Here is a 25,021-nt window from a genome sequence, read left to right as displayed (position 1 = left end):
TAGTGATTTTGCACTTAAACGCAGAATTGATATAGGATATGTTTTTCAAGAGAATTATCTTTTTGAAAAATTAACAGTTAAAGAAAATATTATTTTTGCTGCAAACTTATCAGGTATTGAATTAAACGATGATGAAGTATATGAATTATTGAGCAAGACAAAAACACAAGAATTAATAGATAAAAAAATTAATGAATTATCTGGCGGCGAACGACAAAGAGTGGCAATTAGTTTTGCTTTAGCAAAAAAACCTAAATTATTGTTATTTGATGAACCGACATCATATTTAGATCAGGAAAACTGTTATTTAGTTATTGACGTGATACAACAAATTGTTCATTCAAATGAAACTATCGTATTTGTTGTAACCCATGATAAAAGAGTTATTGCTAGTGCAGATAATATTTTCTTTAACTGTTAATTTTTCAAAAAGATAATTCTCTTGAAAAACATATCCTATATCAATTCTGCGTTTAAGTGCAAAATCACTATGATCATTTAATTTGTTATCAAAAAATAAATAATCACTATTTAACTTTTCGTTTAATAAGCCGATTTCATTTAATAATGTTGTTTTGCCACAGCCACTTTCTCCAATTAAAACATTAAATGCTCCAGCGGTTAATTCTATTTGTGCATTAATAAAAATAGGTCGTTCAAAACTAATATTTATATTACTTAGCTTTATCATAAACGATATACCTTATAAAGAAATAATTGATACATAAAATAGCTATCCCAATTATTAAACTAACCACAGCAAAAATAAAAAACAACCACATTTTACTAACTTTGAAATATACACCGATATAATCAATTCGCATATAATAAATAAATATATTCATTAAAGAAAATACTATCATTGCTTTTAACATATTAATGGAATACAGCTTAATAATCTCATCTTTATCTAAACTAACCCCTTGATAAAAAACAATATCATTCTTTCTAGTCGTATTATATCGATATAAAATCATTAATATTACTGCTACCGATAATAAGCTATATGCAATTGTTAGTATAATTGAATTATTGATATTACTATTTTGCGTTGATACTACTTCATCATAATAACTATATGGGATATATGTTAATAATCTTTTATTTAGTTTTAATACTTGATCCTTAACACTTTCGATGTTATTAACATCATCAACAATAATATTATAATTACTTGGAATCAAATCTGTTATTTCTTCATTTTGTTCTTCATGCAAACTTATTCTTGAATTTATATCTTTAGTATTGTTACTTGCTACAATATCTTTTAATTCATTATAATTAACATATATCAAACCACCGATACCATTACTATTATAATAATTTTCATATTCTTTGTTACTTAAAATTCCATCAATATCAACAGTAACCGTTTTTTTATCATAAATAATGTTATTAGCAACAAATTCATAACTTGTATCTTGCATAACATTATTTTCAAAATATGTTATACGATCATTGGCAATTGTTGAACATATCGGCATACCAACTTCTATTGATAATGTTATTTTGTCTTCAAAATCTTCTTCAGTTAGATTTAATTCTTTAGCAGCATCTTCGTTAATATAATTTCCTGATAAATGTTTATTATTAATTATCTCTTCATCATAATATGGTACTATTGAAGGAGTAGACATCTTGGAACTATCTAATTCAAAACTCATAAAATCCTGATTATTTTTTAAAATTGTAACTTTAGATATGGTATTATCAACATCTTTAAGACGAGTAAAATAATCAGTACTATCCAATTGATAATAAGGATATACATTTATAACATGGTCAGTGTCTTTTATTTTCGAAACTGTTTCTAAATTAATTTCAGCACCAGTATCATAGTAACTAGAATATGTATAGTCAGATGGCAATAAATCACGATCAACACACTCAAATGTAGCAAATATGTTATTCTTTGTCATATTATTTGTTATTTCAGAAACTTTTTGAGATTCAAAAATTAATTGTATTTGTTGAAAAACAGTCAAATTAGAGACAAATAATAATACAACTACAAGAACCAATAAGCCGATTTTTTCTTTAGTTCCTATATATCTACTTATCTTAAATAAATTACGTTTATAATTGTTACTGTTTGTAATTTCATTCTTTGTGATATTATTACCAAAAATTAAATTTATTTTTCTATCACTAATTTCATATTTAAAATCGTATAAATCATCAAATTCAGTTTCATGGGTAGCTATTAAAACTGTTCTATGTTTTGAAATTTCATTAAGCAATTCCATTAATTGGTGTTTTATTGTAAAATCTAGAGATGATGTCGGTTCATCAATGATTAGTAACTTCACATCAGCAAATAGTGCTAGAGCTATTGCTAATCGTTTTCTTTCACCAACCGAAAGTTTGCCAACTAAAATATCTAAATTTAAATAATTTAATCCAACCTTCATCATTGCTTTATTTATTAATTCTAAATCAAAACTACGATTATAAATTTCACTGATAAGCTTAAAATGCATTTTAATATTTATATCTTTTTTCAATGATGCAAACTGATCAACATATATGATGTCATTTTTATCTATCTGTGATTCAATACACTCTTGATCAATATCTAACTGTCCGGTTATTATTTTTAATAAAGTAGATTTTCCTGAACCGCTTTTACCGGTAATAGCTATTAATCCATTTTCTGGTAATTCAAAATCACAATCACTAAACACTGTATTTTTTCCATAATTAAAATTAAATTTCTTCAATTTGATCAAACTAAACATCTTGTTCTCCTTGTTAATAAATATATCCTAGCATATTTATCATTTATGATATTGTTTAAATTTGTAGTATTATAAATTGGGGAAGTATGTGGATTGTTAGTTTTTATTATATTTATATTTTACTTGTAGTAATATTTACTTTTTTAAAATCAATTCTGCTTATATTTTTATATTAACATCTAATTATTTATATCGCAATTATGTATGATGTGATATTGAGTAATAAAATTAATGATTTGATAACCGATGTAATTAATGTTAATAATTTTATTTTTATTTTGAAAATCAATTTTGTATTAATTAAAAAAGTTGACGTTGAAAAAATTGGAAAATTTTTAATGAATGATAAGTTCTACTATTATAATTATAAATATAATCTAGATGATTTTGAAAGCAATGGGTTACAAGTTGTTTTTAAATGATATTGACATCATTTTGCTTAGAAATATGACATATGTTTTTAATTATCTAAAGTAATTTGAAGATGTATTTTATATTTTGCTTATGATATTTGATTATTAAGATGAGAAAAATATTATTTTATTAGTTTTTAAGTAAATGACATAATTAATTATAAGGAAAGACCTATACATCTGTCAGATGAAGAATGCATAGAAGAAGCGGATAAAGTATCTTCTCGAATTGCCGAGATACTTTCTGAAACTGCGTTTTCATTTTCGCCTAATGAATATATTTCCATCCATTGTAAACTTTTTCAGGGAATATATAGTCATGCTGGGAAGATTAGAAATTACAATATAACTAAGAAAGAGTGGGTACTTAACGGTGAAAATGTGATATATGATAGTGCTTCAGAGCTTAGAGCAACACTTGAATATGACTTTTCACAGGGAAAAAGCTTTAGTTATAGAGGTCTATCAATGGATGAAATCATCCATCATCTTGTGATATTTGTTTCAAGACTATGGCAAATTCATATTTTTGGCGAAGGTAACACAAGGACAACAGCGGTATTTTTTATTAAATATCTTAGAACACTTGGTTTTTCTGCAACTAATGACATCTTTGCCGAAAATGCCTGGTATTTTAGAAATGCTTTAGTCCGTGCGAATTGTGTGCGAAATCGCAAGATTTTCGTACAATAGTAATCTTAAAATAACTTTGAATCATTATAGCTTTGATTACCAATAATTCTAGGCGGGGAGAAAGGGGACAGACTAGGTTTAGTCTTTCCCCTTAACTATTTATCTTGAGAATTTATAACTTCGATATAAATGTAGAACTATTACGAGAACAGTATGTTTAATTTAATGGAAGAGGCAGTAAATATAGAATTTATTTCTCTGTTCTATTTTTATTAAAAACTAAATATTATGAGTAGATACTTATCATCTTATTTTGGTAAATTATATCTTTTTTGATTGACAGTAGAACTCAAATTTGTAAAGCAAAAATTTCTTTGATAACTTATTATATATATTAGGATACATTTTAATTAAATAATGCTGCTCTTTGCCAAACAGAGTTGTTATAAGAAATAGTCAAACCAATACTTAATCCACCACTCACTAAACCTGAAGAATAAGCAAGGTTAGCACCTATTGTTAAAGTTGGTGCAGTAGAATTATAGGTATGTATATATTTTATACCTATACTACCTTTATTGGAGTTATTGTTAAATTTTATTAATGCTGAAGCTAGAGCATAATCTCCTTTTTTTGTCATTTTAATATCTTGTATATTAAATACTAATATACCATTATTTCTCTTAGAATAATCTTTTAATGTGGTATTTTGCGTATCTGAATAACTATAATAAGATCCTTTAGCAGGTTCCCATTCGATAGACATACAATCTCCTGTTCCTGGCAGTACAAGAGTTGTAGTTGAGGTTGCTACAGCTGAAACATAGGTATATGCCTGACCTGATCTTCTTGAAAAAGTAACATTCAAATCAATATCAGAACTGACAGATCTAGTAGATATTTTTTCTGGTTTAGAAAATTCTATTCCTAGTTTTGATAAATCATTTTTGATTTCTGTATCAGTTTTTCTTTTTTCTAAAGCATCTATATAATATTTTCCATATAAATCTAAATATTTTTCATCAGACATTGCAATTATCTCGTTTTTTGAGTAATCTAATAACGTTTTTTCTTGGGCTTTGATGTTTATAAAATTAATATTACATAAAGTAATAATTAACATAATACTTATTAGTTTTTTCATGTTATCTCTTTCTATTCGGTTAAGTAAAATATGTAATAAAAACTATGCATGTTGTTAAAAAATAAATTTTTAGTAGGTAATCTCTTTGATGATAAAATTTTAGTCAATCTTTTTTTTAAATTCAATATAATTTAAATTTGAAATTTCAATCATACAATTTTCTTTATTTTTCACAATCTCACTTTCAATATTAAAACCAAAACTATCACCATTATCTTGAAAATAAGTATTTGAAGAATAATACCAGTTTTCATCTTTGTTACTAATTAAATCAGTTTTACTAGTTATAAATACTTTATCATTTTGAAAATTATAATAATTAGCGGTATAGATATATTTAGGATTATCAACATTGTTCCCGTAACTTTCAAAAACTATGGTATATTGGTTATTACTTTGTAATTGTAATGCAACAATTTCAAAGTAACAGTTATCATCAATTTCAATTTTTCGATCAATCTCTGATTCAGGATTTGTTAAATCAAGATTAAATTTAATGATTTTATCAGATTTACTTTGTTCAATAGTATATTCGTTTGAGGTGAAGAAATAAGAAAATTTATGAGTTCGTTTATACCAGATAAAAATAAGAGTTATTATAATACAAATACATAAGATTCCAATTATTAATAAACGATGTTTTTTCATTAAATCACCTTCTTTAATAAAATAATGAAATTGCTTTGAATTAGTTGAATCTTTAAACTATGCATAATTCTTTTTACATATATATAATATCAATTTAGTTATTTAGATAGTAAAAAATTAACCGTACGACATCATAATTACGTGAATAACAAAAAAATCAAGAATAAAATATTCTTGATTCAAAATGGTAACTATTTTTTATATTTTAGCTGGTCTTCTCTAATAGTAGTAAATATTTTATCTTTGGATACATCACTTAGATCTTTAATGTTGACATATTCTTCAGATGTAATCATATATGCTTCTAAGCTTATTCGATAAAAATTGAATAATTTCATAGCTTTTGATAAGGGAATATCAATATTATCATTTTCATAATCAGTTAATGTTGAATAGGAAATATTTAATGCTTGCGCTACATCTTTTCTACTTAGTTTGCGTTCTTCACGAAATTTTTTGAGATCTTTTCCAAAAGTCATAAAGTACCTCCTTGAATAGAGGATACGATAATTTATAACGGTAAAACCGTCAGATAAAGTCGTTTACGAAGTAAATATTTATTTCAGTAAAATATTTACAAAATTGGTCAAATTATGTAATTATTAATGATGATTAGATAGCAAAAAATAATTTATGACCCCCTAATACATAATTATTAAGTTGAGCTAATTGGGATAAAGTGGTTTAACTTCATGAAATCAAAAATAATTTAGCTATCTATCAGGAGGAATTATATGAAAACTAAAATGTTAAAAGTATTATTTGGTCTTGTAAATTTTGCGGCAATTTTTGCGGTAGCAACTACATCACTTTATGGTCATTACGAACCTGAATGTCCAAAAAAATTACAGAAATATCAAAAAAAATAGTCTGGCTATGTTAAAATAGATGTATTAGGGAGGGATTAGAATGAAATTAGTGATAATTGATGATGATTTTCAATTTGCAACGGCAATGAAGAATGATTTATTGATTCACTTTTGTAAATATGATGAAGATGTTGAAATAGACATAATAGATGATAATTATTTTAATCTAATTAATGCTAATCAATATCTTTTTTATTTTATTGATATTGATTTAAACAATATTAATGGTTATGACTTGGCTAATCGAATAAAACAAAATCAAAAGAATTGTTATATAATTTTTGTTTCATCTCATAATGATTTAATTCATGATTCATATAATTTACGTGCTTATTATTTTATTAGAAAAACTAGCTATAAAAAAGATTTAAATATTTTTTATTCAATAGTGGATCAAGAATTTCAAAACAATGATACATTTATTGATTTAAATTATAAAATGAGTAGAACCCAAATATCTTTAAATCAGATCATTTATTTGGAAAGTCAAGATCATAAAATAAAAATAGTTACTGTTAATGGAATGCATTTTGATAATCGAACTCTCAAAGCCTGGGCTCAATTACTTCCAAATGACAAATTTATTCAGATTCATCGTTCTTTTATTATTAATATCGATTATTTGACATCATATAGAAAAGGCCATTTAATCATGGTGAACAATGAAGATTTAGTAATTGGCAGAGTTTATAAAAATAAATTTGATCAATTTTATCAGGAGTATTTACTTAAATGATACTTTTTAATGCAATTATTAATTTTATTGAATCTTTATTGTTGGTTTGGCTTATTGCCGATTTTTTTGGTTTTAAAGAAAGTAAAAATAAATTTATTTTTATTACAACATTAATAGATTTTTTGATTTTAGAAATATCTCAATTTGCTAATTATTATGGTATTTTTTTATCATTCATTATTATGATTGTAATAATTATTTCTATTTATATTTTTACAAAAAGTGTAACATTTAAGCATGTATATATTATCTTAATTCAAAATGCACTGCTTATGATTTATATTGTTATAAGTGTGTATATTTGTGATTTGTTTACTTTTAAAGATACATATATTATTGAATGTATCTTGTGTAAAATACTGCAGTTATTTGGAAATATTATCTTATTAAAATATAAAGATAAATTAGCATTGACCTTGGAAATAACTAAGTGGAAAGTAGTTATTGTTTTTGAAGTGATTTTGCTTATTTTACTTTATAGTATGTTTTATAGAACTTTATTCAGTAATAATAGTGCTTTTTTCTTTGAGCTGAATGAGATATTATTGTTAATTTTATGTATTATGTTTATGTATATCGTTAATTTAATTAATGAAGAACATCGTGAAAAGATGCAATTAATCAAAGATAAGCAACAGGAAGAATTTCAAAGACAAAAATATTATGCGATAAATAATGTGAAAAATGAAATTGAGGCATTGGATCATCGTTTGTTTTATACTGTCTTTAAAATTGAGGAATATTTAAAGAAACAGGACTATGAATCAATAGATAAGATAATTGATTATTATAAAAATCAGGTTTTAAAGCACAAATTGGTTATTGATACTGGGAATCATGTTTTTGATACATTATATAGTGTAAAAATAAATGAGATGGTAATGACTGGAATCGATATTAGTAATATTGTATTGATTAACAAGAATCAATTTTATGATGATTTGGGATTGATAAATTTTATTCAAAGAACATTGGATTTTTTTAGAGAATGTAAGTATTTGAAAATTGATATTAGTGAAGAAAATGGCTTTGTATTGTTTAAATTGATCTATCGTGATGGAATAGTTAATTTAGATGAATTAAAAATGTTTCTAGATGAAAACCCATGGTTACCTGTTATGTATAACCTGGATGATTGTCAAATAAGAGGAATTAGAATAAGTTTTAAAATGGAGCAAGATGATGATTGATAAGATAAGTCAGTATTTTATAAAACAGAATATTATTAGTGATGAAGATAAAGAAGTATGTGATTATGGTGTATTTGTAATTGGTTTTAATCTATTATGTATGGCTAGTGTATTTGTAATTGGCTGGTTATTAATAGATTTAAAGTTTTCGATACTGTATTTGATATTTTACACACCAATAAGAATGCTATTGGGTGGCTATCATTCTAAAACACCTGTAAATTGTTATCTTTTAACGACAAGTGAAGCTATCATATTATTTATGTTATCAGATATTTTTATTAATCGGATAATTATGGTTGTAGCAATGGTATTAATGTTTGTGGCCATTATTAATTATTTATTTGATGAACATTATTGGGTATATAAATGTATTTTAACAGGACTGGTTTTATTATATTGTTTATTGATTGATAGATACCAGCTAGTTATTACTTATGTATTCTTTTTAAACAGTGTATCTTATCTTTTTGTTAAAATAAAAAATTTGATTACTAAAAAAACTGTAGGTTAATATATTTTATAAAAGCTAGAAGTGTCAGTTAATAATGGCACTTCTTTTATTGCCCAAAATTTTAATTCAATTAATAAAAGAAAAAAACTCTTTTGTAAATGTATATAAATAACAAAGGAGGTTTTTTATGAAAAAAACAGATAAAAAGATTTATGATTTTAAAAGTGATGTTCTTTTTAAATATTCATTAGCTAATGATCAAGATCATGACTCTCTTTATTTATTAAAACTGTTTATTGAAGGTATTTTAAAGATCGACTGTCATGATATTAAAGTATTAAATCCCGATTTAAGCCGTAACCATGTTGAAGATAAAGATATGATCTTAGATATTAGAGTAACCGTAGCCTCAGGTAAACAGATTGATATTGAAATGCAAAATTCAATCTTTTCACCAACCCAGCGCCATCGTTTTCAATTATATGGAGCTAAACTGTTAAGCCAGCAGGAAAAAAAGGGAGACCGTTATCAAAACATCAATCCAGTCTATCAGATAATCTTTATCAATGATGTTGATAGTGATAATCTAACCCTATATGATACATATCAAAGCCGAAATAAAAAAGGAAAACTGGAAAAGAACAATCTAACGACGAGAGTCTATGTCCAATTACCATATATCAATGTAATTGAAGAATATAAGGGCTTAGATAAGTTCAGTGAATTGGAGCTGGCGATCTATATCTTTGCAAATGGAATAACAGATGATATAATGGGGCTAGAGAAGATGAAGGTGATCGGGATAATGAAAGACAAGATGGAAAGATTCAATCAGGATGAAGAATTAAGGCTGGCAGCATATAATCGGGAATTAAACATTCAAGCCAAAAATAGTGAAATGAAAGCTAATTATTTGCGTGGCAAAGAAGAAGGAATTGAGCTTGGTAAAAAAGAAGAGATTAAAAATTTAACATTACAATTATTTAAGATAAAATATCCAGATGAGGATATTGATATTTTAGCTAACTTAGAAGTTGGTGAGTATGAATTGATTTTTAAGATGCTAGCAAGCGATCAACCACTAGAAGAAATTTTGACTATGATAAAATAAGAGTAAAAGCTGTGTTTTAGAAATTTTGTAAGGATTGAGGTGTCAGTTAATAATGACACTTCTTTTTTGTTGATGAATAGCCATATTTAATAAAACTTTTATTTACAGTTCATTAATAGTTAATATTTGATAAATATACTGAATACATTGAAATGGGGAATAGTAATGAGAGAAAGATTTAATGCATTTATGCAAGGAAGATATGGGATAGATCAGTTAAATAGTTTTTTAATGATCATTTGTATTGCTTGCTTTGTTATTACTTTATTTATTCAAAGCCCAGTAATTCTTTTTATTGCATATGCTTCATGGTTAATTGCAATTTTTAGAATGTTTTCTAAAAATATTTTTGCTCGTAATCGTGAAAATGAAAAATATTTAAATTTCTTTAAACCGTTAAGCAGATGGTTAGAGTTAAAATTAATGAATCGTCAAGATCCAAGTCATAAATATTTTAGTTGTCCTAACTGTAAACAAAAAGTACGGGTACCTAAAGGACATGGGAAAGTAATTGTTACTTGTCCAAGCTGTCAAAATAAATTTGAAAAGAGAACGTAAGATGTTTGGCTATGTAGTTGTTAACAAACCAGAATTAAAATTTAAGGAATATGATGTTTATCATTCTTATTATTGTGGCTTATGTAAAGTCTTAAAGGAAAAATATGGGGCTAGAGCCCAAATTTCCTTGAATTTTGATTTAAATTTTATTAGTATCTTATTGTCTGGATTATATGAACCAGAAACAAAGGTTGAACAAAGACGTTGTATAGTTCATCCGATGAAAAAACATTTAACCCGTTATAACGAATGTGTTGATTATGCAGCTAAGATGACCATAGTTTTAACTTATTTTAAATGTGAAGATGATTGGCAAGATGAACGAAAAGTTTCTAAACAAGCTTATAAGAAGTTAATTAATAAAGCTTATCAAGAAGTAAAGGATGAATATCCTGATAAAGTAGCTAAGATTGAGGCTTGTTTACAGGAAATAAATTTATCTGAAAAGCAAGATAAGGTTAATCTTGATGAAATATCTAATCATTTTGGTAAAGTTATGGGCGAAATATGTGCTTATAAAAATGATGAATGGTATGATGAGTTGTACCATCTTGGTTTTTATTTAGGAAAATTTATTTATTTTATAGATGCTTATGAAGATATAGAAAGTGATTTAAAAAAAGGAACTTTTAATCCTTTTAAAGAATTGTATCAAACAGATGATTTTGAAAATAGAAGTAAAGAAATTTTAGAATTAATGATTTCAGAAGCTACAATGGCTTTTGAAAGATTACCGATTATTGAAAATGCTTCACTAATAAGAAATATTTTATATGGTGGGGTATGGACAAGATATGAAATGGTTAAACAAAAACGATTGGAAGGTAGGAAATGATGAACCCGTATCAAATATTAGGAATATCACCAGATGCAACTGATGATGAAGTAAAAAAAGCATATCGTACGCTAAGTAAAAAATACCATCCTGATGCTAATATCAACAACCCTAATCAAGCAGCGTATACTGAAAAATTTAAAGAAGTACAGACTGCATATAAAACGATTATGGATGAGCGTAAAAAAGGCTTTACTAATCGAACATATGGTAATAGTCAAAGTGCGGGGTATAACGGACAATCTAGTTATCAATATCAATATACAAATGACCAAAGTGCTTTTAATGAAGTGGCTGGTTTTATAAATGCAAGAAGATATCAAGAAGCTTTAAATGTTTTAGATCAGATTAAAACAAGAAATGCAATGTGGTTCTATTATAGTGCTATTGCTATGAATGGAATTGGTAATAACATTACAGCAGTTGAATATGCTCAAACAGCTGCGCAAATGGAACCAGGTAATTTGCAATATATGTTATTATTACAACAGCTCCGTGGGGGACAAAGACAGTATCAACAAGGTCAAGAAACATATGGTTCGCCATTTGGTGATCCGATTCAATGTTGTTATAGTATCATGATGATTAACTGTTTATTAAGTTGTTGTTGCTTTTAATAAAAGGAGATGTTAATTAATGAGTAAAGTAATTGGAATTGATTTAGGAACTACAAATAGTTGTATGGCTTATATGGAAGATGGCAAAGCTGTCATTATTCCTAATGCCGAAGGAAATAAAACGACACCTAGTATTGTTGCTTTTACAAATGATGGTAAAAGATTAGTAGGTGAAAATGCTAAAAGACAAGCAGTAACTAACCCTCAAAATACTATTGTTTCAATAAAAAGAGAAATGGGAACAGATTATCGAAAAAGAATCAATGGTAAAAATTATAGTCCGCAAGAGATTTCAGCAATGATTTTACAAAAATTAAAAATTGATGCGGAAGCTTATTTACATGAACCAATTAATGATGCAGTTATTACTGTACCAGCTTATTTTAATGATGCTCAACGTCAGGCAACAAAAGATGCTGGAAGAATCGCTGGTTTAAATGTTAAAAGAATTATTAACGAACCAACGGCAGCTGCCTTGGCTTATGGTTTAGAAAACAGCTATGGCCAAAAAGTAATGGTTTTTGACCTTGGTGGTGGAACGTTCGATGTTTCAATTATCGAAATTGGAAATGGGGTAATTGAGGTATTATCTACTTCAGGTGATAATCATTTAGGTGGCGATGATTTTAATGATGTAGTTGCTAAATATATTTTAGAAGAGTTTAAAAAAGCTGAAGGAATTGATTTAAGTAATGATCAGGTTGCAATGCAAAGAATCAATGAAGCAGCTGAAAAAGCTAAAATTGAATTATCAATTATGATTACAACAATTGTAAATTTACCATTTATTACAAATACAAGTACCGGACCTAAAAATTTAGAGGTTGAAATTACTAGAAATAAATTTAATGAGCTTACAAAAGGTTTAGTTGATCGTGTTGTTTTACCAATGCAAAATGCTTTAAATGATGCTAAGTTAGTTCCAAGTGAGTTAAATAAAATTATTTTAGTTGGTGGTTCATCAAGAATCCCAGCAGTTCAAGCAAAAATTAAAGAAATTACCGGGATTGAGCCAAGTAAATCTTTAAATCCTGATGAATGTGTAGCTCAAGGAGCTAGTATTCAAGGTGGTAAATTATCAGGTGATTTAACAACAACTGGTAATTTTGATGTCTTGTTATTGGATGTAACACCACTTACATTATCTGTTGAAACTGTTGGCGGTGTAGCAACACCATTGATTGAACGTAATACTACGATTCCAACAAGTCACAGTCAGATCTTTACTACATCTGGTAATTTCCAGACTCAAGTAGAAATTAATGTTTTACAAGGGGAACGTCCTTTAGCTAAGGATAATAAAAGCTTAGGAAAGTTCAAATTGAAAAAAATTAAAAGAGCGATGCGTGGGGTCCCGCAAATCGAAGTTACATTTGACATTGATGCCAATGGAATTGTTAATGTTTCGGCTAAAGATCTAGCTAGTGGTAATATGCAAAGTATTACTATTGAAAATACTTCAAATATGTCAGAATCAGATATTGAACAGGCAATTAGAGAAGCCAAACAGTTCGAACAGCAAGATGCGCTATTAAAAGAACGTTTAGTATTCAAAAATGAAGTTGAAACATTAGTAATGCAAGTTGATTCTGCTTTAGTACAACATGGTAAAAAACTTGATAAACAAACAAAATCAATGATAAAAAATGAACTAGCAAGTTTTAAAAAGTTAATTAAGAAAGTTGATTTTGAAACATGTGATCAAGCTAAGTATGATGAAATTAAAAGTGCTAAAATTAATTTAGAAAATACAGCAGCACAATTGTTATCAATAAAATAATAAATGTAATGACAGATTATCAAAAGTCACATTGGTAATCTGTTTTTTCATAACTAAAAAAGATTATTTTATTGTTTAAATAAGTCTTGTTAATATTTTCACTTGACATTATAATAGTTTTATGGGATATTTATACCTAACATAGAATAGTGAATGGGGATAGATTAATGAAGGAAATTATCGAAGAAATTAATCAATTAAAAAAAGAAAAAAATGCTGTTATTTTAGCACATTATTACGTTGATGGTGCAATTCAAGATATTGCCGATTATCTAGGTGATTCATATTATTTATCAAAAATAGCTGTTGACTGTCCACAAGATGTTATCGTCTTTGCGGGAGTTGAATTTATGGGTGAAAGTGCTAAGCTATTAAGCCCTAATAAAACAGTACTAATGCCGGATGCAAATGCAGATTGTCCAATGGCTCATATGGTTGATGAACAATTTATCAATAATATGAGAGAACAATATGATGATTTGTGTGTAGTATGTTATATTAATTCAACAGCTAAGATAAAAACTTTATCAGATGTCTGTGTTACATCATCAAATGCTAAAAAAATTGTTGGAGCTTTACCAAATAAAAATATTTTATTTATACCAGATCAAAATTTAGGGCATCACATTGCTAAAATGTTTCCTGAAAAGAATTTCTTATTTTGTGATGGGCACTGCCCTAGCCATTATCAAATTACTGTTGAGGATTTAAAAAAGGCTAAAGCAGCGCATCCAAATGCACCAATTTTAATCCATCCAGAATGTAAACCTGAATGTGTTGCATTATCAGATTATGCTGGTAGTACATCAGGAATCATTGATTATGCAACTAATGATAATGAACATGATGAGTTTATTGTTGTTACTGAAGTTGGTGTAATTCATGAAATGGAAAAACAAAATCCAAATAAAAAGTTTTATTTAGCTAGTGAGAAACTTGTATGTCCAAATATGAAGAAAAATACATTGGAAAAAGTACGGGATTGTTTAAAATATGGTTTAAACAAAGTAGAATTAGATGATGAGTTTATGGCTAAAGCAAAAAAACCATTAGAAAGAATGCATGAACTTGCTAAGTAAGAGGGGCTAAAACATGGATGATAATTATGATGTAATAATTGTTGGTACTGGTGCAGCGGGTCTTTTTGCTGGACTTTGTTTACCAGAAAATTTAAAAATTTTAATGATTACTAAAGATAAAAAAGAAAATAGTGATTCTTATTTGGCACAAGGAGGTATTTGTACCTTAAAAAGTGCTGATGACTTTGATGCTTTTTATCAAGATACATTAAAAGCGGGTCGTAATGAGAATAATCCAGAATCTGTTAAGATTATGATTCAACAATCACCACAAATTATGAAAGATTTAATGGATTATGGCGTTGAGTTTGATCGTGATAGCGAAGGGAATTTAGCCTATACCCGTGAAGGAGCACATTCACAGTATCGGATTTTGCATCATCAAGATGTTACTGGTAAAGAAATTACTTCCAAATTGATAATGCAAATTGAAAAGCGTAAAAATATAACTGTTGTTGAAAATGCTACAATGTTAGACATTATAAATAAAAATAATGTCGCAACAGGTATCGTAGTTGAAAAAGATGGTAAAGTAATGCAAATTAATGCTAAAATGATTATTTTAGCTACTGGTGGAATTGGTGGTTTATTCCAGCATTCATCAAATTTTAGACACATTACCGGTGATAGTTTTGCTATTGCACTAAGAAATAACATCGAATTAGAAAATTTAAATTATATTCAAATTCATCCAACTACTTTATATACTACTAAGCCAGGACGTAGTTTTTTAATAAGTGAATCAGTTCGTGGCGAAGGCGCATATCTATTAAATCCACGGATGGAACGTTTTGTTGACGAATTATTGCCTCGTGATGTTGTTAGTAATGCTATTAAGGCGGAAATGGATAAATATAATGCAAAGTATGTTTACTTATCAGTAATTCATATGGATCATGATCAAATAAAAAACCGCTTTCCAAATATATATAAAAAATGTTTGGAAGAAGGTTATGATATGTTTAAAGACCCAATTCCTGTTGTTCCTGCGCAACATTATTTAATGGGTGGAATTAAAACAGATACTTGGGGTCAAACATCAATGGAAAATCTTTATGCCGTTGGTGAAACAGCTTGTAATGGAGTCCATGGTGCTAATCGGTTAGCTAGTAATTCTTTGCTTGAAAGCTTAGTTTTTGCTAAAAGAGCAGCTAAAAAAATTAGTGAACATATCGATGATACACTATTAATTGATCGAATTATCAATTTAGATAATTATGATAAAGAAAAATTGGCAATAGAAAACAAACAGTTAATTATGGATGAGATTAAAAGAAAAGATGGTGAATTTTATGATAAATGGTGTAAATCTTAAAGTTAATATTGATGAATATATTTTAAGTGCTTTAAAAGAAGATATTACTAGTGAAGATGTTACAACAAATGCCATTATGAAAGAGCCTAAATTAGGACGTGTTGATTTAATTTGTAAGCAAGATGGGATTATTTGTGGCTTAGAAGTTTTTGAAAGAACTTTTAAATTATTAGATCCAGATTGTCAATTTAAAACAACATATCATGATGGAGATATTATTAAAAATGGTGATCATATTGGTGAAGTCATTGGTGATATTAGAGTTTTATTATCTGGTGAACGAGTTGCTTTAAATTATTTGCAACGAATGAGTGGTATTGCTACTTATACAAAAAAATCAGTTGATATTTTAAAAGGTAGTAAAACAAAATTATTAGATACCCGTAAGACAACTCCTAATAACCGTATATTTGAAAAATATGCAGTAAAAGTTGGTGGCGGAACTAATCATCGTTATAATTTATCAGATGGTGTTTTAATTAAAGATAATCATATCGGTGCAGCTGGAAGTATTACAAAAGCAGTTGCTTTAGCTCGTGAATATGCACCATTTGTGCGTAAAATCGAAGTTGAAGTAGAAACACTAGAACAAGTTCAAGAAGCAATAGCAGCTAAAGCTGATATTATCATGCTTGATAATATGGATAATGAAACGATGAAAAAAGCTGTTGCCTTAATTGATCATCAGGCACAGACTGAATGTTCTGGTAATGTTACTGAAGAAAGATTACTAGAAATTGTGGCTATTGGTGTTGATTTTGTTTCATCAGGAGCAATTACATATAATGCACCAATCTTGGATTTTTCAATGAAAAACTTAAAACCGATTGAATAAAAAAGTACTATAGTTAGTACTTTTTTAGTTATATAATTGTTTTTTTGGTTCACTGTGGATAATAACAAAAGTATAAACATTTGGTTGAAGATTTTTAAATTTATCATCAGATAAAGTTATTAAAGTTATTTTAGTAGCAATCGATTCATAGCAAAGACGTTCATAAATTTTTAAAATATCCTGATCAATATCACTTTGATATTTAGCAATAACTAATAAAAATATTTGATTAGCAAATCTTTTGACAATGAGATCAAAATTTTGAATTTTATTAGACATAATTTCAATCTCTTCTTTTATAAATGCAATATCAATATCCAGCAAATCTTCATTTTTGATATAGTCTTTTCCATTGAATAGAGCTTGATTAATAATTAATGGAATTAAATTACGTTCAATAAGTAAATTTTTAAAAAATAAATTTGAAAGCTTTTTTTCCATGTTTACCTCCTAAATTTTATATAGCTACTATTTATATACCCTTTAATATTAAAAATTACTTTTTATTTAAAAACTTTTTAAATTTAATTTATTTGGGTATAAATAAACTAGGTGAAAATATGGAGAATCAATCTTATTGGCAAAAAACAGTTAAACTAAATAGTTATCCCCAAATAACTAAAGCAGCAAATTATGATGTAGTTATCATTGGTGGGGGAATGAGTGGAATTACTTTGGCATATTGTTTAAATAATAGTGGCTTAAAAGTAGCTTTATTAGAAGCAAATACCCTCGCTAGTCAAACTACAGGGCACACTACTGGTAAAGTAACATATTTACATGGCACAATTTATAGTGAACTTGCAAAAGCATATAATATCAATAAAGCCAAGCAATATTTAGAATCTAATTATGAAGCTTTTTGTGAAATTAAAAAGATAATTGACGAAAAACAAATTGATTGTGACTATCAGGAGAATATTTCTTATATTGGAGCTAATGATGAAAAAAACAGTGAAAAAATCATTGAGCAAATAGCCATGTTAAAAAAATGGGGCTTTGATGTATTAGAAAATGAACTAGAAGGGTATCAAGCTTCTATGGGACTTAACAATCAGGCTATTTTTCATCCTTTAAAATATTTAGCAGGGCTATTACAGTTTTGTAATAATATTGAAATTTATGAACACTCATTAGTTAGAGATAGTTTTATCGAAGACAATTTAGTTAATTTGAAAGTAAATAATCTTATTATCAAAACAAAAAAAGCAATCTGGATGACACGCTATCCAATTAATTTACAACATGGTTATTTTATTAGATTATTACAAGAACGTGAACATATAAGTTATCAAAATATCCAAAGCAATAGTAATAGCGTTTTAGATTTAACAACAAATTATTCTAAGCGATTAGTCGATAATCAGCACTGCTTAGTTATTGATCAATTAGCTAAAAAAACCTGGTATGGACAAGATACTAAAGCATTACGTAAATTGCCATATATTGGTAAAATAAATGATTATGAATATGTTAGTTATGGTTATGATAAATGGGGAATGACTTTAAGTCATGTTGCAAGTAAGATTATTTATGACTTAATAGTTTATCAAGATAGTAAATATGCTTCGTTATATGCTATTGGTAATGGTAATTATTTGCATGCCGGTAGTGATATTGTTAAGTTAATCAAAAATAATTATCATGGAATGATTAAAAATCGCATTTTTGTGGCTAAAGATGTTAAATTAAAAGCTGGTGAAGGAAAAGTAGTACGGCATCGTGGCCGTTTATTAGCGATTTATCGAGATTTTGATGATCGAGTTTTTTATATGTCACCGTATTGTCCGCATTTAAAATGTGTAGTTGAATTTAATTTACAAGATCAAACATGGTGTTGTCCTTGTCATGGTTCAATCTATAATTGTTATGGTAAATTATTAAATGGACCAGCTACATCTTCATTAAAAAAAAGTAAACCTGGTTAAGCCAGGTTTATTGTGTCTTTTTCAAATATTCTGTTAATCTTAACGGCTGGTAGATACCATCAACTAAATCATAGGGATCATCGATATATACATTATAATTTAAAAATGGTGTTAAAAACTTTTGATAAGCTTCTTTGGTATCTTCAGGACGAAAATTAAAGCATTTTTGATCATTGAATATTAGTTGAAATTCAGCTTCAACCCCTTTTTCTTCTGTTAAAATAGCATCAATATTTTTAATATAAATTTTTAAACAATTAATATTAATATAATTACGTTTATCAAAAAAATCATCAATTAAATCAGACCTATTTTTAATCAACATTAATTTAATAATATCAATAATTCCCATATTTTCTCGATATAGCATATAGCTATTATAAAACAGAAAAATTTTTCGCCCCTTACAATAAAAAAGTAAAATAACACTAACCAACGTAATAAATAATAAAATAATTAAATAAGTAATTAGTGATTCAATATGCAAATTAGAAGTTATTACCCAAGCGAAAAAAGCAGCAAAAAGTAAACAACCAGCAAAATCGCTTTTAGAAAAAGGTTTGCTGCCATAAATATTAAGTGGCTTCATTATTTTCACGCTCCTTTTTTCTATTCAACATATCTTGATAAGAATACACACAGCCACAATAACTTTGGCGATATAAATTATAACTGCTTGCCATTTGGACTGATTTTAAGTAGCCATTATTTTTTTTAAAATCACTAAATAAAAATTTAGTTTGCTCTTGTGGATAACTGGCACCAATTTCATTGATCCATTGACTATTTTTATGTGGTGATACACTTAAAACGGTAGTCCAGTAATCAAAATTATGGCTAATAGCATAATTATAAGCGTCATCCATTCTTTTTTGATAACAAAGATAACAACGTTTACCTCCTTCTGGTTCATCTTTGTATTTGCTGATATCATTTAAATATTCTTTAGGCTGATATGTTTTTTCGATTACAGTAATATTTTGATTGAAATCATTATTGAATCTAGTAATAAAATCTAATAATTCATGATATCGACGATAATATTCTTCACTAGGATAAATATTAGAGTTTGAATAGTAAATAGTAATATCAAAAAGATTGCAGATTTCTTTTAAAACATTACTGCTGCAAGGTCCACAGCATACATGTAGTAATAATGTAGGACGTGTGTTTCCTATTTTTTTTAGTTCTTCTTTAAATTTTAAGTCATAATTAATTTTCATGATAACATTATAACATAATAAAAAGGAAGTTTCTAAAAACTTCCCTTAAATAATAAACATGCTATCACCAAAACTAAAGAAACGATATTTTTTATCAATTGCTTCTTGATAAGCTTTAAAGATAAATTCTTTAGATGCAAAAGCACTAATTAACATTAATAAAGTAGATTTTGGTAAATGGAAATTAGTGATTAAACAATCAATAGCTTCATATTGATATCCAGGATAAATAAAAATATCAGTATTTTCATGAGTTGCTGTGAATTTTCCATATTTTTTAATGTTGGCTTCAAGAGTTCTAGTTGAAGTTGTTCCAACAGCGATTATTCTTTGACCATTAGCTTTAGCTTGATTAAGTTTTTTTGCAACATCAGGTTCAATCATATAAAATTCACTATGCATATGATGGTCTAAGATATCATCAACTTTTACTGGTCTAAATGTTCCTAGTCCAACATGAAGAGTAACATCTAAGATTTCAATGCCTTTAGCTTTGATTTTTTCAATTATTTCATCAGTAAAGTGTAGCCCAGCTGTAGGAGCGGCAGCACTTCCTTCGATTTTAGCATATACAGTTTGATAACGATTTTGATCATTTAATTTTTCTTTAATATAAGGTGGTAATGGCATTGTACCTAATTGATCAAGAATTTCAAAGAAAATTCCTGTATAGATCATTTTAAATACTCTGATTCCTTCATCTTTAATTTTAATACATTTAGCTTTAAGTAACCCTTCGCCAAAAGTAATTACAGTATCAATTTTTACAATTCGCGCATTTCCCACTAAACATTCCCAAGTATCATCACCAAGATCTTTTAATAATAATACTTCAACATGTCCATTAGTTTCTTCTTTAATACCAAATAAACGGGCTGGGATAACTTTAGTATTATTTCTAACTAAAATATCACCAGGTTGTAAATAATCAATAATGTCATAAAAATGTTTATGTTCAATAGTTTGTTTTTCGCGGTTTAAAACCATTAATCGTGAAGTGTCACGTTTATCAAGAGGTCGTTGAGCAATTAATTCTTCAGGTAAGTTAAAATCAAATTCACTTAATTTCATTTAAAAAGCCCTCTTATAAACATCATGACCATATTGTTTTAAAAATTCTTCTTTGAAATCTAATAAACGATCATTTTTAATTGCTTCACGAATATCTTTAGATAAGTTTAATAAGAAATTGACATTATGAATTGATAATAAAGTTTTACCAAAAATCTCATCACATTTATGTAAGTGGCGAACGTAAGCTCTTGTATAATTCCTACATGTATAACAATCACAGTTAGGATCTAGAGGGGTAAAATCATATTTAAATTTTTCATTATTAATATTTAAACGCCCCATACTAGTCATTACGGCACCATGACGAGCAACTCTTGTTGGTAAAACACAGTCATACATATCAATACCACGAATAGCACATTCAATTAAATCAATTGGATTCCCTACACCCATTAAATAACGTGGCTTATCTTCTGGTAACCATTGAATAGCATCTTCAACCATTTTATACATTACATCTTTAGGTTCACCAACACTAGTACCACCAATTGAATAACCAGGGAAATCCATCGCTACTAATTCTTTGGCACATTGTTCTCTAAGTTCAGGAAAAGCCCCACCTTGAACAATTCCAAATAAAGCTTGTTTTTCAGTATTATGATGAACAGCTTTACCACGTTTAGCCCAGCGAATAGTTCGTTCAACACTATTTTTCATATATTCATAGTCACAAGGGTATGGGGCACATTCATCAAACGACATAATAATATCAGCCCCTAATTTATTTTGAATTTCAATTGACTTTTCAGGTGATAAGAATAATGAACTTCCATCAATAATACTCTTGAAAGTTACACCTTTTTCTTCAATCTTTCTTGTTTTTCCTAAAGAAAATACTTGAAAACCACCACTATCAGTTAAGATAGGTCCATCATAATTCATAAATTTATGTAATCCACCAGCTTTTTCAACAACATCTTCACCAGGACGTAACCATAGATGATAAGTATTTGCAAGAATAACTTGTGAACCCATATCCTTTAACATTTCAGGAGCAATTCCTTTTACGGTTGCTAAAGTTCCTACTGGCATAAACATTGGTGTTTCTACATCACCATGAGGGGTATGTAAGATTCCATAACGAGCATTTGACTGTTTACAAACATGTTTTAATTCATAGCTTATTGCTGCCATATCTTTCCTCCTTTAAAAGCAAGACCTATTATACATTAAACATAGATTAAAAACAATTTAAAAAGCGCTATGATTATCCATAACGCTAGATTAATTCTAATTTTTTTAAAGCATAATAAATGCCGTCATCATCAATGTTTTTGGTTACTAAGTAAGCTAAGTCAAATAACTCGGGATTGCCATTTCCCATTACAATAGCGTATTTTACATATTCAAGCATTGCCAAATCATTAAAACTATCGCCAAAGACATAAGCATCTTCTAATTCGAGATTAAAATAATCTAATAAAAACTCAATCCCAGTTGCTTTTGAACATCCTTTAGGAACAATTTCTCCAAAGTCATGATCTCTAGTTATATATTGGAATTCTTCACTGATTTCTTTTTTAAAAGTTTCAATATCACTATTTTGATCAAACCAGATTGCAAATTTATCAAATGAAAGATTTTCATCATCAAATGTAGAAACTTTAAATGTTGGAACGGCTTGATAATTTTCTTTTATATTTTGTAAGAAAGGATGACGAATAGAATTATCAAAATAGACCCCATCTTTCCCTTCAAGAACGCCTTCGACATTTGTTTTTCTAAGTAGATCACGAATTTTTTTACATTTTTGTAAACTAAGAGTTTTTGAAAATAAAACTTGATCATGGTAGCGAATATATGTTCCACAACCACAAATATAACCATCAGGATTTAAATCTTTAATACAATCATCGATAGTAGTATAAGGTCTACCGGTATTGATAAAAATTAAGTGATTATTTTCTTTAGCTTGTTTTAACCCGTCAATAGTACTTTGCGGGATGGTATGAGTAGTTTCTGATAGCAATGTACCGTCAATATCAAAGAATAAAATTTTATTTGTTTTCATGCTTGCCTCCTAGTTGCATTATACAACAAACATTTTTTGCAACAAAGAAAAATATTATCTAGTAATAAGATATTTTTGATATGAGGCAATAGCTTGTTTATACTTACGCCTGCTGATATGTAAAATAGTGCCGTTTGTTAAGAAAACATCTTTGTTTTTTATTTGATAAACAAAATGCCAATTTATTAAATATGACTGATTAATTAAGTGAAAATCTTTTGAATTTAACATTGTTTCTAATTGTGAAAGTTTATATCGGGTAGTTAATGTTGTTTTAGTTGTATAAATATAACTAGTATGCCCCTGACTTTGACAATAAATAATCTGGTTATGTTTGATGGTAATTAAATCACTTTTTGTTTGAATAAGTAAAACGTTATTATGATGATTTGTTTTATGAGTTAAATGATTAATAATAGGATAACAATCTGATTGTAAATGATTTTGTTTGATTTCATTTATAGGCTGAATATAAAGAAAATCATGATTATTAGCAATAAATATAATATGGGTATTTAAATGTTTTTGACGATATTTTTTTGCAAAAGTGATATTCCGATAGTTATCGATTATAAGCATATCATAATGGGTATTTAAATTAAGTGGTTGAATATCATTATAAGTTGTGATTTTTGGATCAACGCTATGATTATTAAATGCTTTAAGTATTTTTGTTGTTATTTTTTTTACAGTTATTGAATCATTAGTAATAATTGCAATTTTGTACATGATAATTCTCCTAAAAGATAAATATAAGTGCATTTATTATAGCATTAAATTAACAAAGTTGTAATTTATTTGTGATTTTATGGAAAATAAAATGACCCATAACGGGTCAAAATCATTATAGTTTTTAAATAACATATTTGTTGTAATATCGATTAATTAAACAATCAATGAAAAATAATAACTTATATTTACCTAAGCTTTCATCATCATGACTACCTAATACAATAGTATCACTAAATTGTTGTGAAAATTTAATTTGACTATTTTGAGTAATTAAAACAATATTAGCTAATGAAATAATAGCAGGAATTGTAATTGCTTTTTCCATTAATAAAGTACCCTCTAAAGAAATAAAAATACAAAGATCGTTAGGACGAATTTGTTTAACTAATTCCATTTGATGTTCTTTTTGAGGATAAAATTCAACATTTTTACTTGCTGTTAATAAAGCTCTTTGTAAGATGCTAGCTAAATCACCAGGAATATGAGTGGCAAATATAAACACGCGCTGTGCTTCATAGATCATATCACATAGTTTATCTATTGATTTTTCTAGTTTATCAGTTTCGATTGCTAAAAAGCTAGCATTGATATTATTTAAAAATGTAAATGTATCGATTTTTTTAAAAGCTTTATTATCTAAAATCATTTCATCGAGTTCTTCTTGGACATCTAAACAGTCAGCTTTAAAATCATTAAAACTTGAATAGCCCATTTTATGACAAAAACGGCTAATACTTGATGGAGATGTATAACAAAGTTCTGATATGTCTTGTAAAGATGTTTTCTTTTTTATTTTACCAACATTTTTTAATAAGCATCTTGCAATATTTATATCAGTGTTATTGTTATTTGGGGTAATATTGACAATATTTTGTAGTTTATAAATAAAGCCAGCCATAAATTATTGCTAGTAAATTAACTAGCTATCCCTCCTTTTTATTAGTTGTTTTTTTCATTATATTATGAATTTTTTTATTAGAAAAAACAACTAAAAATCTGATTGTCCGCTAAAACACTGTACTTATCAGCACATTCAAGGATTGAAATACTTCAAATTACTACGATTTTACTACCATTGAATGAGCCTTGATACGTTAG

General features: G+C 27.4%; 29 protein-coding genes. 16 read left to right on the top strand and 13 right to left on the bottom strand.

The window, feature by feature from the left end; translation table 11 throughout:
• Window positions 1-421 (top strand): ATP-binding cassette domain-containing protein (locus B5E92_RS11770; protein WP_143357585.1); only part of this gene is annotated, 421 nt, incomplete at its 5' end.
• On the opposite strand, the gene B5E92_RS11765 is transcribed toward B5E92_RS11770, so the two are convergent.
• Window positions 341-691 carry an ATP-binding cassette domain-containing protein gene (locus tag B5E92_RS11765; RefSeq protein WP_087302423.1) on the bottom strand — a complete coding sequence of 117 codons (351 nt, stop codon included), beginning with the start codon at window positions 689-691 and terminating at the stop codon, window positions 341-343. The two genes, B5E92_RS11770 and B5E92_RS11765, sit on opposite strands and share 81 nt — an antisense overlap.
• Entirely contained in the window at window positions 675-2,738 is a 2,064-nt protein-coding gene (locus B5E92_RS11760) for an ABC transporter ATP-binding protein (RefSeq protein ID WP_087302421.1), read from the bottom strand. The genes B5E92_RS11765 and B5E92_RS11760 overlap by 17 nt, the downstream gene beginning before the upstream one ends.
• A 215-nt stretch (window positions 2,739-2,953) precedes the next feature.
• Here B5E92_RS11760 and B5E92_RS11755 point away from each other — a divergent pair, with 215 nt between their 5' ends.
• Together B5E92_RS11755 and B5E92_RS11750 are read left to right on the top strand one after the other, a co-directional pair.
• Window positions 2,954-3,160, top strand: a complete 207-nt coding sequence (locus tag B5E92_RS11755) for a hypothetical protein (RefSeq protein WP_087302419.1) — start codon at window positions 2,954-2,956, stop codon at window positions 3,158-3,160.
• 141 nt (window positions 3,161-3,301) lie between these two features.
• Window positions 3,302-3,844, top strand: coding sequence for a Fic family protein (locus B5E92_RS11750; protein ID WP_204245274.1), 543 nt, complete (start codon window positions 3,302-3,304; stop codon window positions 3,842-3,844).
• 346 nt (window positions 3,845-4,190) lie between these two features.
• Here the strand turns inward: B5E92_RS11750 and B5E92_RS11745 are convergent, their stop codons facing one another.
• The 3 genes from B5E92_RS11745 to B5E92_RS11735 all read right to left on the bottom strand — a co-directional run bounded on the left by B5E92_RS11745 (window position 4,191) and on the right by B5E92_RS11735 (window position 6,055).
• The gene (locus B5E92_RS11745; RefSeq protein WP_087302417.1) at window positions 4,191-4,928 is read right to left on the bottom strand and encodes a hypothetical protein; all 738 of its coding nucleotides are present in this window, start codon (window positions 4,926-4,928) and stop codon (window positions 4,191-4,193) included.
• A gap of 99 nt (window positions 4,929-5,027) precedes the next feature.
• Entirely contained in the window at window positions 5,028-5,576 is a 549-nt protein-coding gene (locus B5E92_RS11740; protein ID WP_087302415.1) for a hypothetical protein, read from the bottom strand.
• Between the two features lie 191 nt (window positions 5,577-5,767).
• Window positions 5,768-6,055, bottom strand: coding sequence for a helix-turn-helix transcriptional regulator (locus B5E92_RS11735; protein ID WP_087302413.1), 288 nt, complete (start codon window positions 6,053-6,055; stop codon window positions 5,768-5,770).
• Window positions 6,056-6,310: 255 nt separating this feature from the next.
• Here B5E92_RS11735 and B5E92_RS11730 point away from each other — a divergent pair, with 255 nt between their 5' ends.
• The 12 genes from B5E92_RS11730 (at window position 6,311) to nadC (ending at window position 16,955) form a co-directional block, all read left to right on the top strand.
• Window positions 6,311-6,445 carry a cyclic lactone autoinducer peptide gene (locus B5E92_RS11730; RefSeq protein ID WP_087302411.1) on the top strand — a complete coding sequence of 45 codons (135 nt, stop codon included), beginning with the start codon at window positions 6,311-6,313 and terminating at the stop codon, window positions 6,443-6,445.
• Between the two features lie 40 nt (window positions 6,446-6,485).
• On the top strand, window positions 6,486-7,181 hold the full coding sequence (locus B5E92_RS11725; RefSeq protein ID WP_087302409.1) for a LytTR family DNA-binding domain-containing protein: 696 nt from the start codon (window positions 6,486-6,488) through the stop codon (window positions 7,179-7,181).
• Entirely contained in the window at window positions 7,178-8,371 is a 1,194-nt protein-coding gene (locus tag B5E92_RS11720; protein WP_087302407.1) for a hypothetical protein, read from the top strand. Before B5E92_RS11725 ends, B5E92_RS11720 begins: the two co-directional genes overlap by 4 nt.
• Entirely contained in the window at window positions 8,364-8,885 is a 522-nt protein-coding gene (locus B5E92_RS11715; protein ID WP_158095229.1) for an accessory gene regulator B family protein, read from the top strand. The genes B5E92_RS11720 and B5E92_RS11715 overlap by 8 nt, the downstream gene beginning before the upstream one ends.
• A 127-nt stretch (window positions 8,886-9,012) precedes the next feature.
• Complete coding sequence (locus tag B5E92_RS11710; protein ID WP_087302403.1) at window positions 9,013-9,936, top strand: PD-(D/E)XK nuclease family transposase; 924 nt, start codon at window positions 9,013-9,015, stop codon at window positions 9,934-9,936.
• A gap of 165 nt (window positions 9,937-10,101) precedes the next feature.
• On the top strand, window positions 10,102-10,494 hold the full coding sequence (locus tag B5E92_RS11705) for a hypothetical protein (protein ID WP_087302401.1): 393 nt from the start codon (window positions 10,102-10,104) through the stop codon (window positions 10,492-10,494).
• A 1-nt stretch (window position 10,495) separates the two neighbouring features.
• The gene (locus B5E92_RS11700; RefSeq protein ID WP_087302399.1) at window positions 10,496-11,329 is read left to right on the top strand and encodes a DUF5685 family protein; all 834 of its coding nucleotides are present in this window, start codon (window positions 10,496-10,498) and stop codon (window positions 11,327-11,329) included.
• Window positions 11,329-11,946 carry a J domain-containing protein gene (locus B5E92_RS11695; protein WP_087302397.1) on the top strand — a complete coding sequence of 206 codons (618 nt, stop codon included), beginning with the start codon at window positions 11,329-11,331 and terminating at the stop codon, window positions 11,944-11,946. Before B5E92_RS11700 ends, B5E92_RS11695 begins: the two co-directional genes overlap by 1 nt.
• 19 nt (window positions 11,947-11,965) lie before the next feature.
• Window positions 11,966-13,726: a molecular chaperone DnaK gene (dnaK, locus tag B5E92_RS11690; RefSeq protein WP_087302395.1), complete on the top strand. Its 1,761-nt coding sequence runs from the start codon at window positions 11,966-11,968 to the stop codon at window positions 13,724-13,726.
• A gap of 167 nt (window positions 13,727-13,893) precedes the next feature.
• Window positions 13,894-14,805 (top strand): quinolinate synthase NadA, encoded by a 912-nt coding sequence (gene nadA / locus B5E92_RS11685; protein WP_087302393.1) that lies wholly within the window; start codon window positions 13,894-13,896, stop codon window positions 14,803-14,805.
• Between the two features lie 13 nt (window positions 14,806-14,818).
• Window positions 14,819-16,120, top strand: coding sequence for an L-aspartate oxidase (locus B5E92_RS11680; RefSeq protein ID WP_087302391.1), 1,302 nt, complete (start codon window positions 14,819-14,821; stop codon window positions 16,118-16,120).
• Window positions 16,098-16,955, top strand: coding sequence for a carboxylating nicotinate-nucleotide diphosphorylase (gene nadC, locus B5E92_RS11675; RefSeq protein ID WP_087302389.1), 858 nt, complete (start codon window positions 16,098-16,100; stop codon window positions 16,953-16,955). Before B5E92_RS11680 ends, nadC begins: the two co-directional genes overlap by 23 nt.
• A 24-nt stretch (window positions 16,956-16,979) precedes the next feature.
• Here the strand turns inward: nadC and B5E92_RS11670 are convergent, their stop codons facing one another.
• Complete coding sequence (locus B5E92_RS11670) at window positions 16,980-17,396, bottom strand: hypothetical protein (protein WP_087302387.1); 417 nt, start codon at window positions 17,394-17,396, stop codon at window positions 16,980-16,982.
• A gap of 119 nt (window positions 17,397-17,515) precedes the next feature.
• Here B5E92_RS11670 and B5E92_RS11665 point away from each other — a divergent pair, with 119 nt between their 5' ends.
• The gene (locus tag B5E92_RS11665) at window positions 17,516-18,883 is read left to right on the top strand and encodes an FAD-dependent oxidoreductase (protein ID WP_087302385.1); all 1,368 of its coding nucleotides are present in this window, start codon (window positions 17,516-17,518) and stop codon (window positions 18,881-18,883) included.
• Window positions 18,884-18,890: 7 nt separating this feature from the next.
• On the opposite strand, the gene B5E92_RS11660 is transcribed toward B5E92_RS11665, so the two are convergent.
• The 7 genes from B5E92_RS11660 to B5E92_RS11630 form a co-directional block, all read right to left on the bottom strand.
• Window positions 18,891-19,472, bottom strand: a complete 582-nt coding sequence (locus B5E92_RS11660; RefSeq protein WP_087302383.1) for a hypothetical protein — start codon at window positions 19,470-19,472, stop codon at window positions 18,891-18,893.
• Window positions 19,459-20,106: an epoxyqueuosine reductase QueH gene (locus B5E92_RS11655; RefSeq protein ID WP_087302382.1), complete on the bottom strand. Its 648-nt coding sequence runs from the start codon at window positions 20,104-20,106 to the stop codon at window positions 19,459-19,461. Before B5E92_RS11655 ends, B5E92_RS11660 begins: the two co-directional genes overlap by 14 nt.
• 45 nt (window positions 20,107-20,151) lie before the next feature.
• Complete coding sequence (gene queA / locus B5E92_RS11650; protein WP_087302380.1) at window positions 20,152-21,177, bottom strand: tRNA preQ1(34) S-adenosylmethionine ribosyltransferase-isomerase QueA; 1,026 nt, start codon at window positions 21,175-21,177, stop codon at window positions 20,152-20,154.
• On the bottom strand, window positions 21,178-22,314 hold the full coding sequence (tgt, locus tag B5E92_RS11645) for a tRNA guanosine(34) transglycosylase Tgt (protein WP_087302378.1): 1,137 nt from the start codon (window positions 22,312-22,314) through the stop codon (window positions 21,178-21,180).
• A gap of 85 nt (window positions 22,315-22,399) precedes the next feature.
• On the bottom strand, window positions 22,400-23,191 hold the full coding sequence (locus B5E92_RS11640; RefSeq protein ID WP_087302376.1) for a Cof-type HAD-IIB family hydrolase: 792 nt from the start codon (window positions 23,189-23,191) through the stop codon (window positions 22,400-22,402).
• A gap of 54 nt (window positions 23,192-23,245) precedes the next feature.
• A complete protein-coding gene (locus B5E92_RS11635) occupies window positions 23,246-23,920 on the bottom strand; it encodes a LytTR family DNA-binding domain-containing protein (protein ID WP_158095228.1) in 675 nt (224 codons plus the stop codon).
• 124 nt (window positions 23,921-24,044) lie between these two features.
• Window positions 24,045-24,821 (bottom strand): MurR/RpiR family transcriptional regulator, encoded by a 777-nt coding sequence (locus B5E92_RS11630; protein ID WP_087302372.1) that lies wholly within the window; start codon window positions 24,819-24,821, stop codon window positions 24,045-24,047.
• Between the last annotated feature and the right edge of the window lie 200 nt (window positions 24,822-25,021).

Source organism: Erysipelatoclostridium sp. An15, from assembly GCF_002160675.1.
GTDB lineage: Bacteria > Bacillota_I > Bacilli_A > Erysipelotrichales > Coprobacillaceae > Thomasclavelia > Thomasclavelia merdavium.
The sequence above is the reverse complement of the archived record's forward strand: the minus strand, read 5'-3'. Positions and strand labels throughout refer to the sequence as shown.

Coding starts and splice junctions, on each gene's coding strand:
- B5E92_RS11765 (WP_087302423.1), bottom strand. CDS start 691: ATGATAAAGCTAAGTAATATAAATATTAGTTTTGAACGACCTATTTTT.
- B5E92_RS11760 (WP_087302421.1), bottom strand. CDS start 2,738: ATGTTTAGTTTGATCAAATTGAAGAAATTTAATTTTAATTATGGAAAA.
- B5E92_RS11745 (WP_087302417.1), bottom strand. CDS start 4,928: ATGAAAAAACTAATAAGTATTATGTTAATTATTACTTTATGTAATATT.
- B5E92_RS11740 (WP_087302415.1), bottom strand. CDS start 5,576: ATGAAAAAACATCGTTTATTAATAATTGGAATCTTATGTATTTGTATT.
- B5E92_RS11735 (WP_087302413.1), bottom strand. CDS start 6,055: ATGACTTTTGGAAAAGATCTCAAAAAATTTCGTGAAGAACGCAAACTA.
- B5E92_RS11730 (WP_087302411.1), top strand. CDS start 6,311: ATGAAAACTAAAATGTTAAAAGTATTATTTGGTCTTGTAAATTTTGCG.
- B5E92_RS11725 (WP_087302409.1), top strand. CDS start 6,486: ATGAAATTAGTGATAATTGATGATGATTTTCAATTTGCAACGGCAATG.
- B5E92_RS11720 (WP_087302407.1), top strand. CDS start 7,178: ATGATACTTTTTAATGCAATTATTAATTTTATTGAATCTTTATTGTTG.
- B5E92_RS11715 (WP_158095229.1), top strand. CDS start 8,364: ATGATTGATAAGATAAGTCAGTATTTTATAAAACAGAATATTATTAGT.
- B5E92_RS11710 (WP_087302403.1), top strand. CDS start 9,013: ATGAAAAAAACAGATAAAAAGATTTATGATTTTAAAAGTGATGTTCTT.
- B5E92_RS11705 (WP_087302401.1), top strand. CDS start 10,102: ATGAGAGAAAGATTTAATGCATTTATGCAAGGAAGATATGGGATAGAT.
- B5E92_RS11700 (WP_087302399.1), top strand. CDS start 10,496: ATGTTTGGCTATGTAGTTGTTAACAAACCAGAATTAAAATTTAAGGAA.
- B5E92_RS11695 (WP_087302397.1), top strand. CDS start 11,329: ATGAACCCGTATCAAATATTAGGAATATCACCAGATGCAACTGATGAT.
- dnaK (WP_087302395.1), top strand. CDS start 11,966: ATGAGTAAAGTAATTGGAATTGATTTAGGAACTACAAATAGTTGTATG.
- nadA (WP_087302393.1), top strand. CDS start 13,894: ATGAAGGAAATTATCGAAGAAATTAATCAATTAAAAAAAGAAAAAAAT.
- B5E92_RS11680 (WP_087302391.1), top strand. CDS start 14,819: ATGGATGATAATTATGATGTAATAATTGTTGGTACTGGTGCAGCGGGT.
- nadC (WP_087302389.1), top strand. CDS start 16,098: ATGATAAATGGTGTAAATCTTAAAGTTAATATTGATGAATATATTTTA.
- B5E92_RS11670 (WP_087302387.1), bottom strand. CDS start 17,396: ATGGAAAAAAAGCTTTCAAATTTATTTTTTAAAAATTTACTTATTGAA.
- B5E92_RS11665 (WP_087302385.1), top strand. CDS start 17,516: ATGGAGAATCAATCTTATTGGCAAAAAACAGTTAAACTAAATAGTTAT.
- B5E92_RS11660 (WP_087302383.1), bottom strand. CDS start 19,472: ATGAAGCCACTTAATATTTATGGCAGCAAACCTTTTTCTAAAAGCGAT.
- B5E92_RS11655 (WP_087302382.1), bottom strand. CDS start 20,106: ATGAAAATTAATTATGACTTAAAATTTAAAGAAGAACTAAAAAAAATA.
- queA (WP_087302380.1), bottom strand. CDS start 21,177: ATGAAATTAAGTGAATTTGATTTTAACTTACCTGAAGAATTAATTGCT.
- tgt (WP_087302378.1), bottom strand. CDS start 22,314: ATGGCAGCAATAAGCTATGAATTAAAACATGTTTGTAAACAGTCAAAT.
- B5E92_RS11640 (WP_087302376.1), bottom strand. CDS start 23,191: ATGAAAACAAATAAAATTTTATTCTTTGATATTGACGGTACATTGCTA.
- B5E92_RS11635 (WP_158095228.1), bottom strand. CDS start 23,920: ATGTACAAAATTGCAATTATTACTAATGATTCAATAACTGTAAAAAAA.
- B5E92_RS11630 (WP_087302372.1), bottom strand. CDS start 24,821: ATGGCTGGCTTTATTTATAAACTACAAAATATTGTCAATATTACCCCA.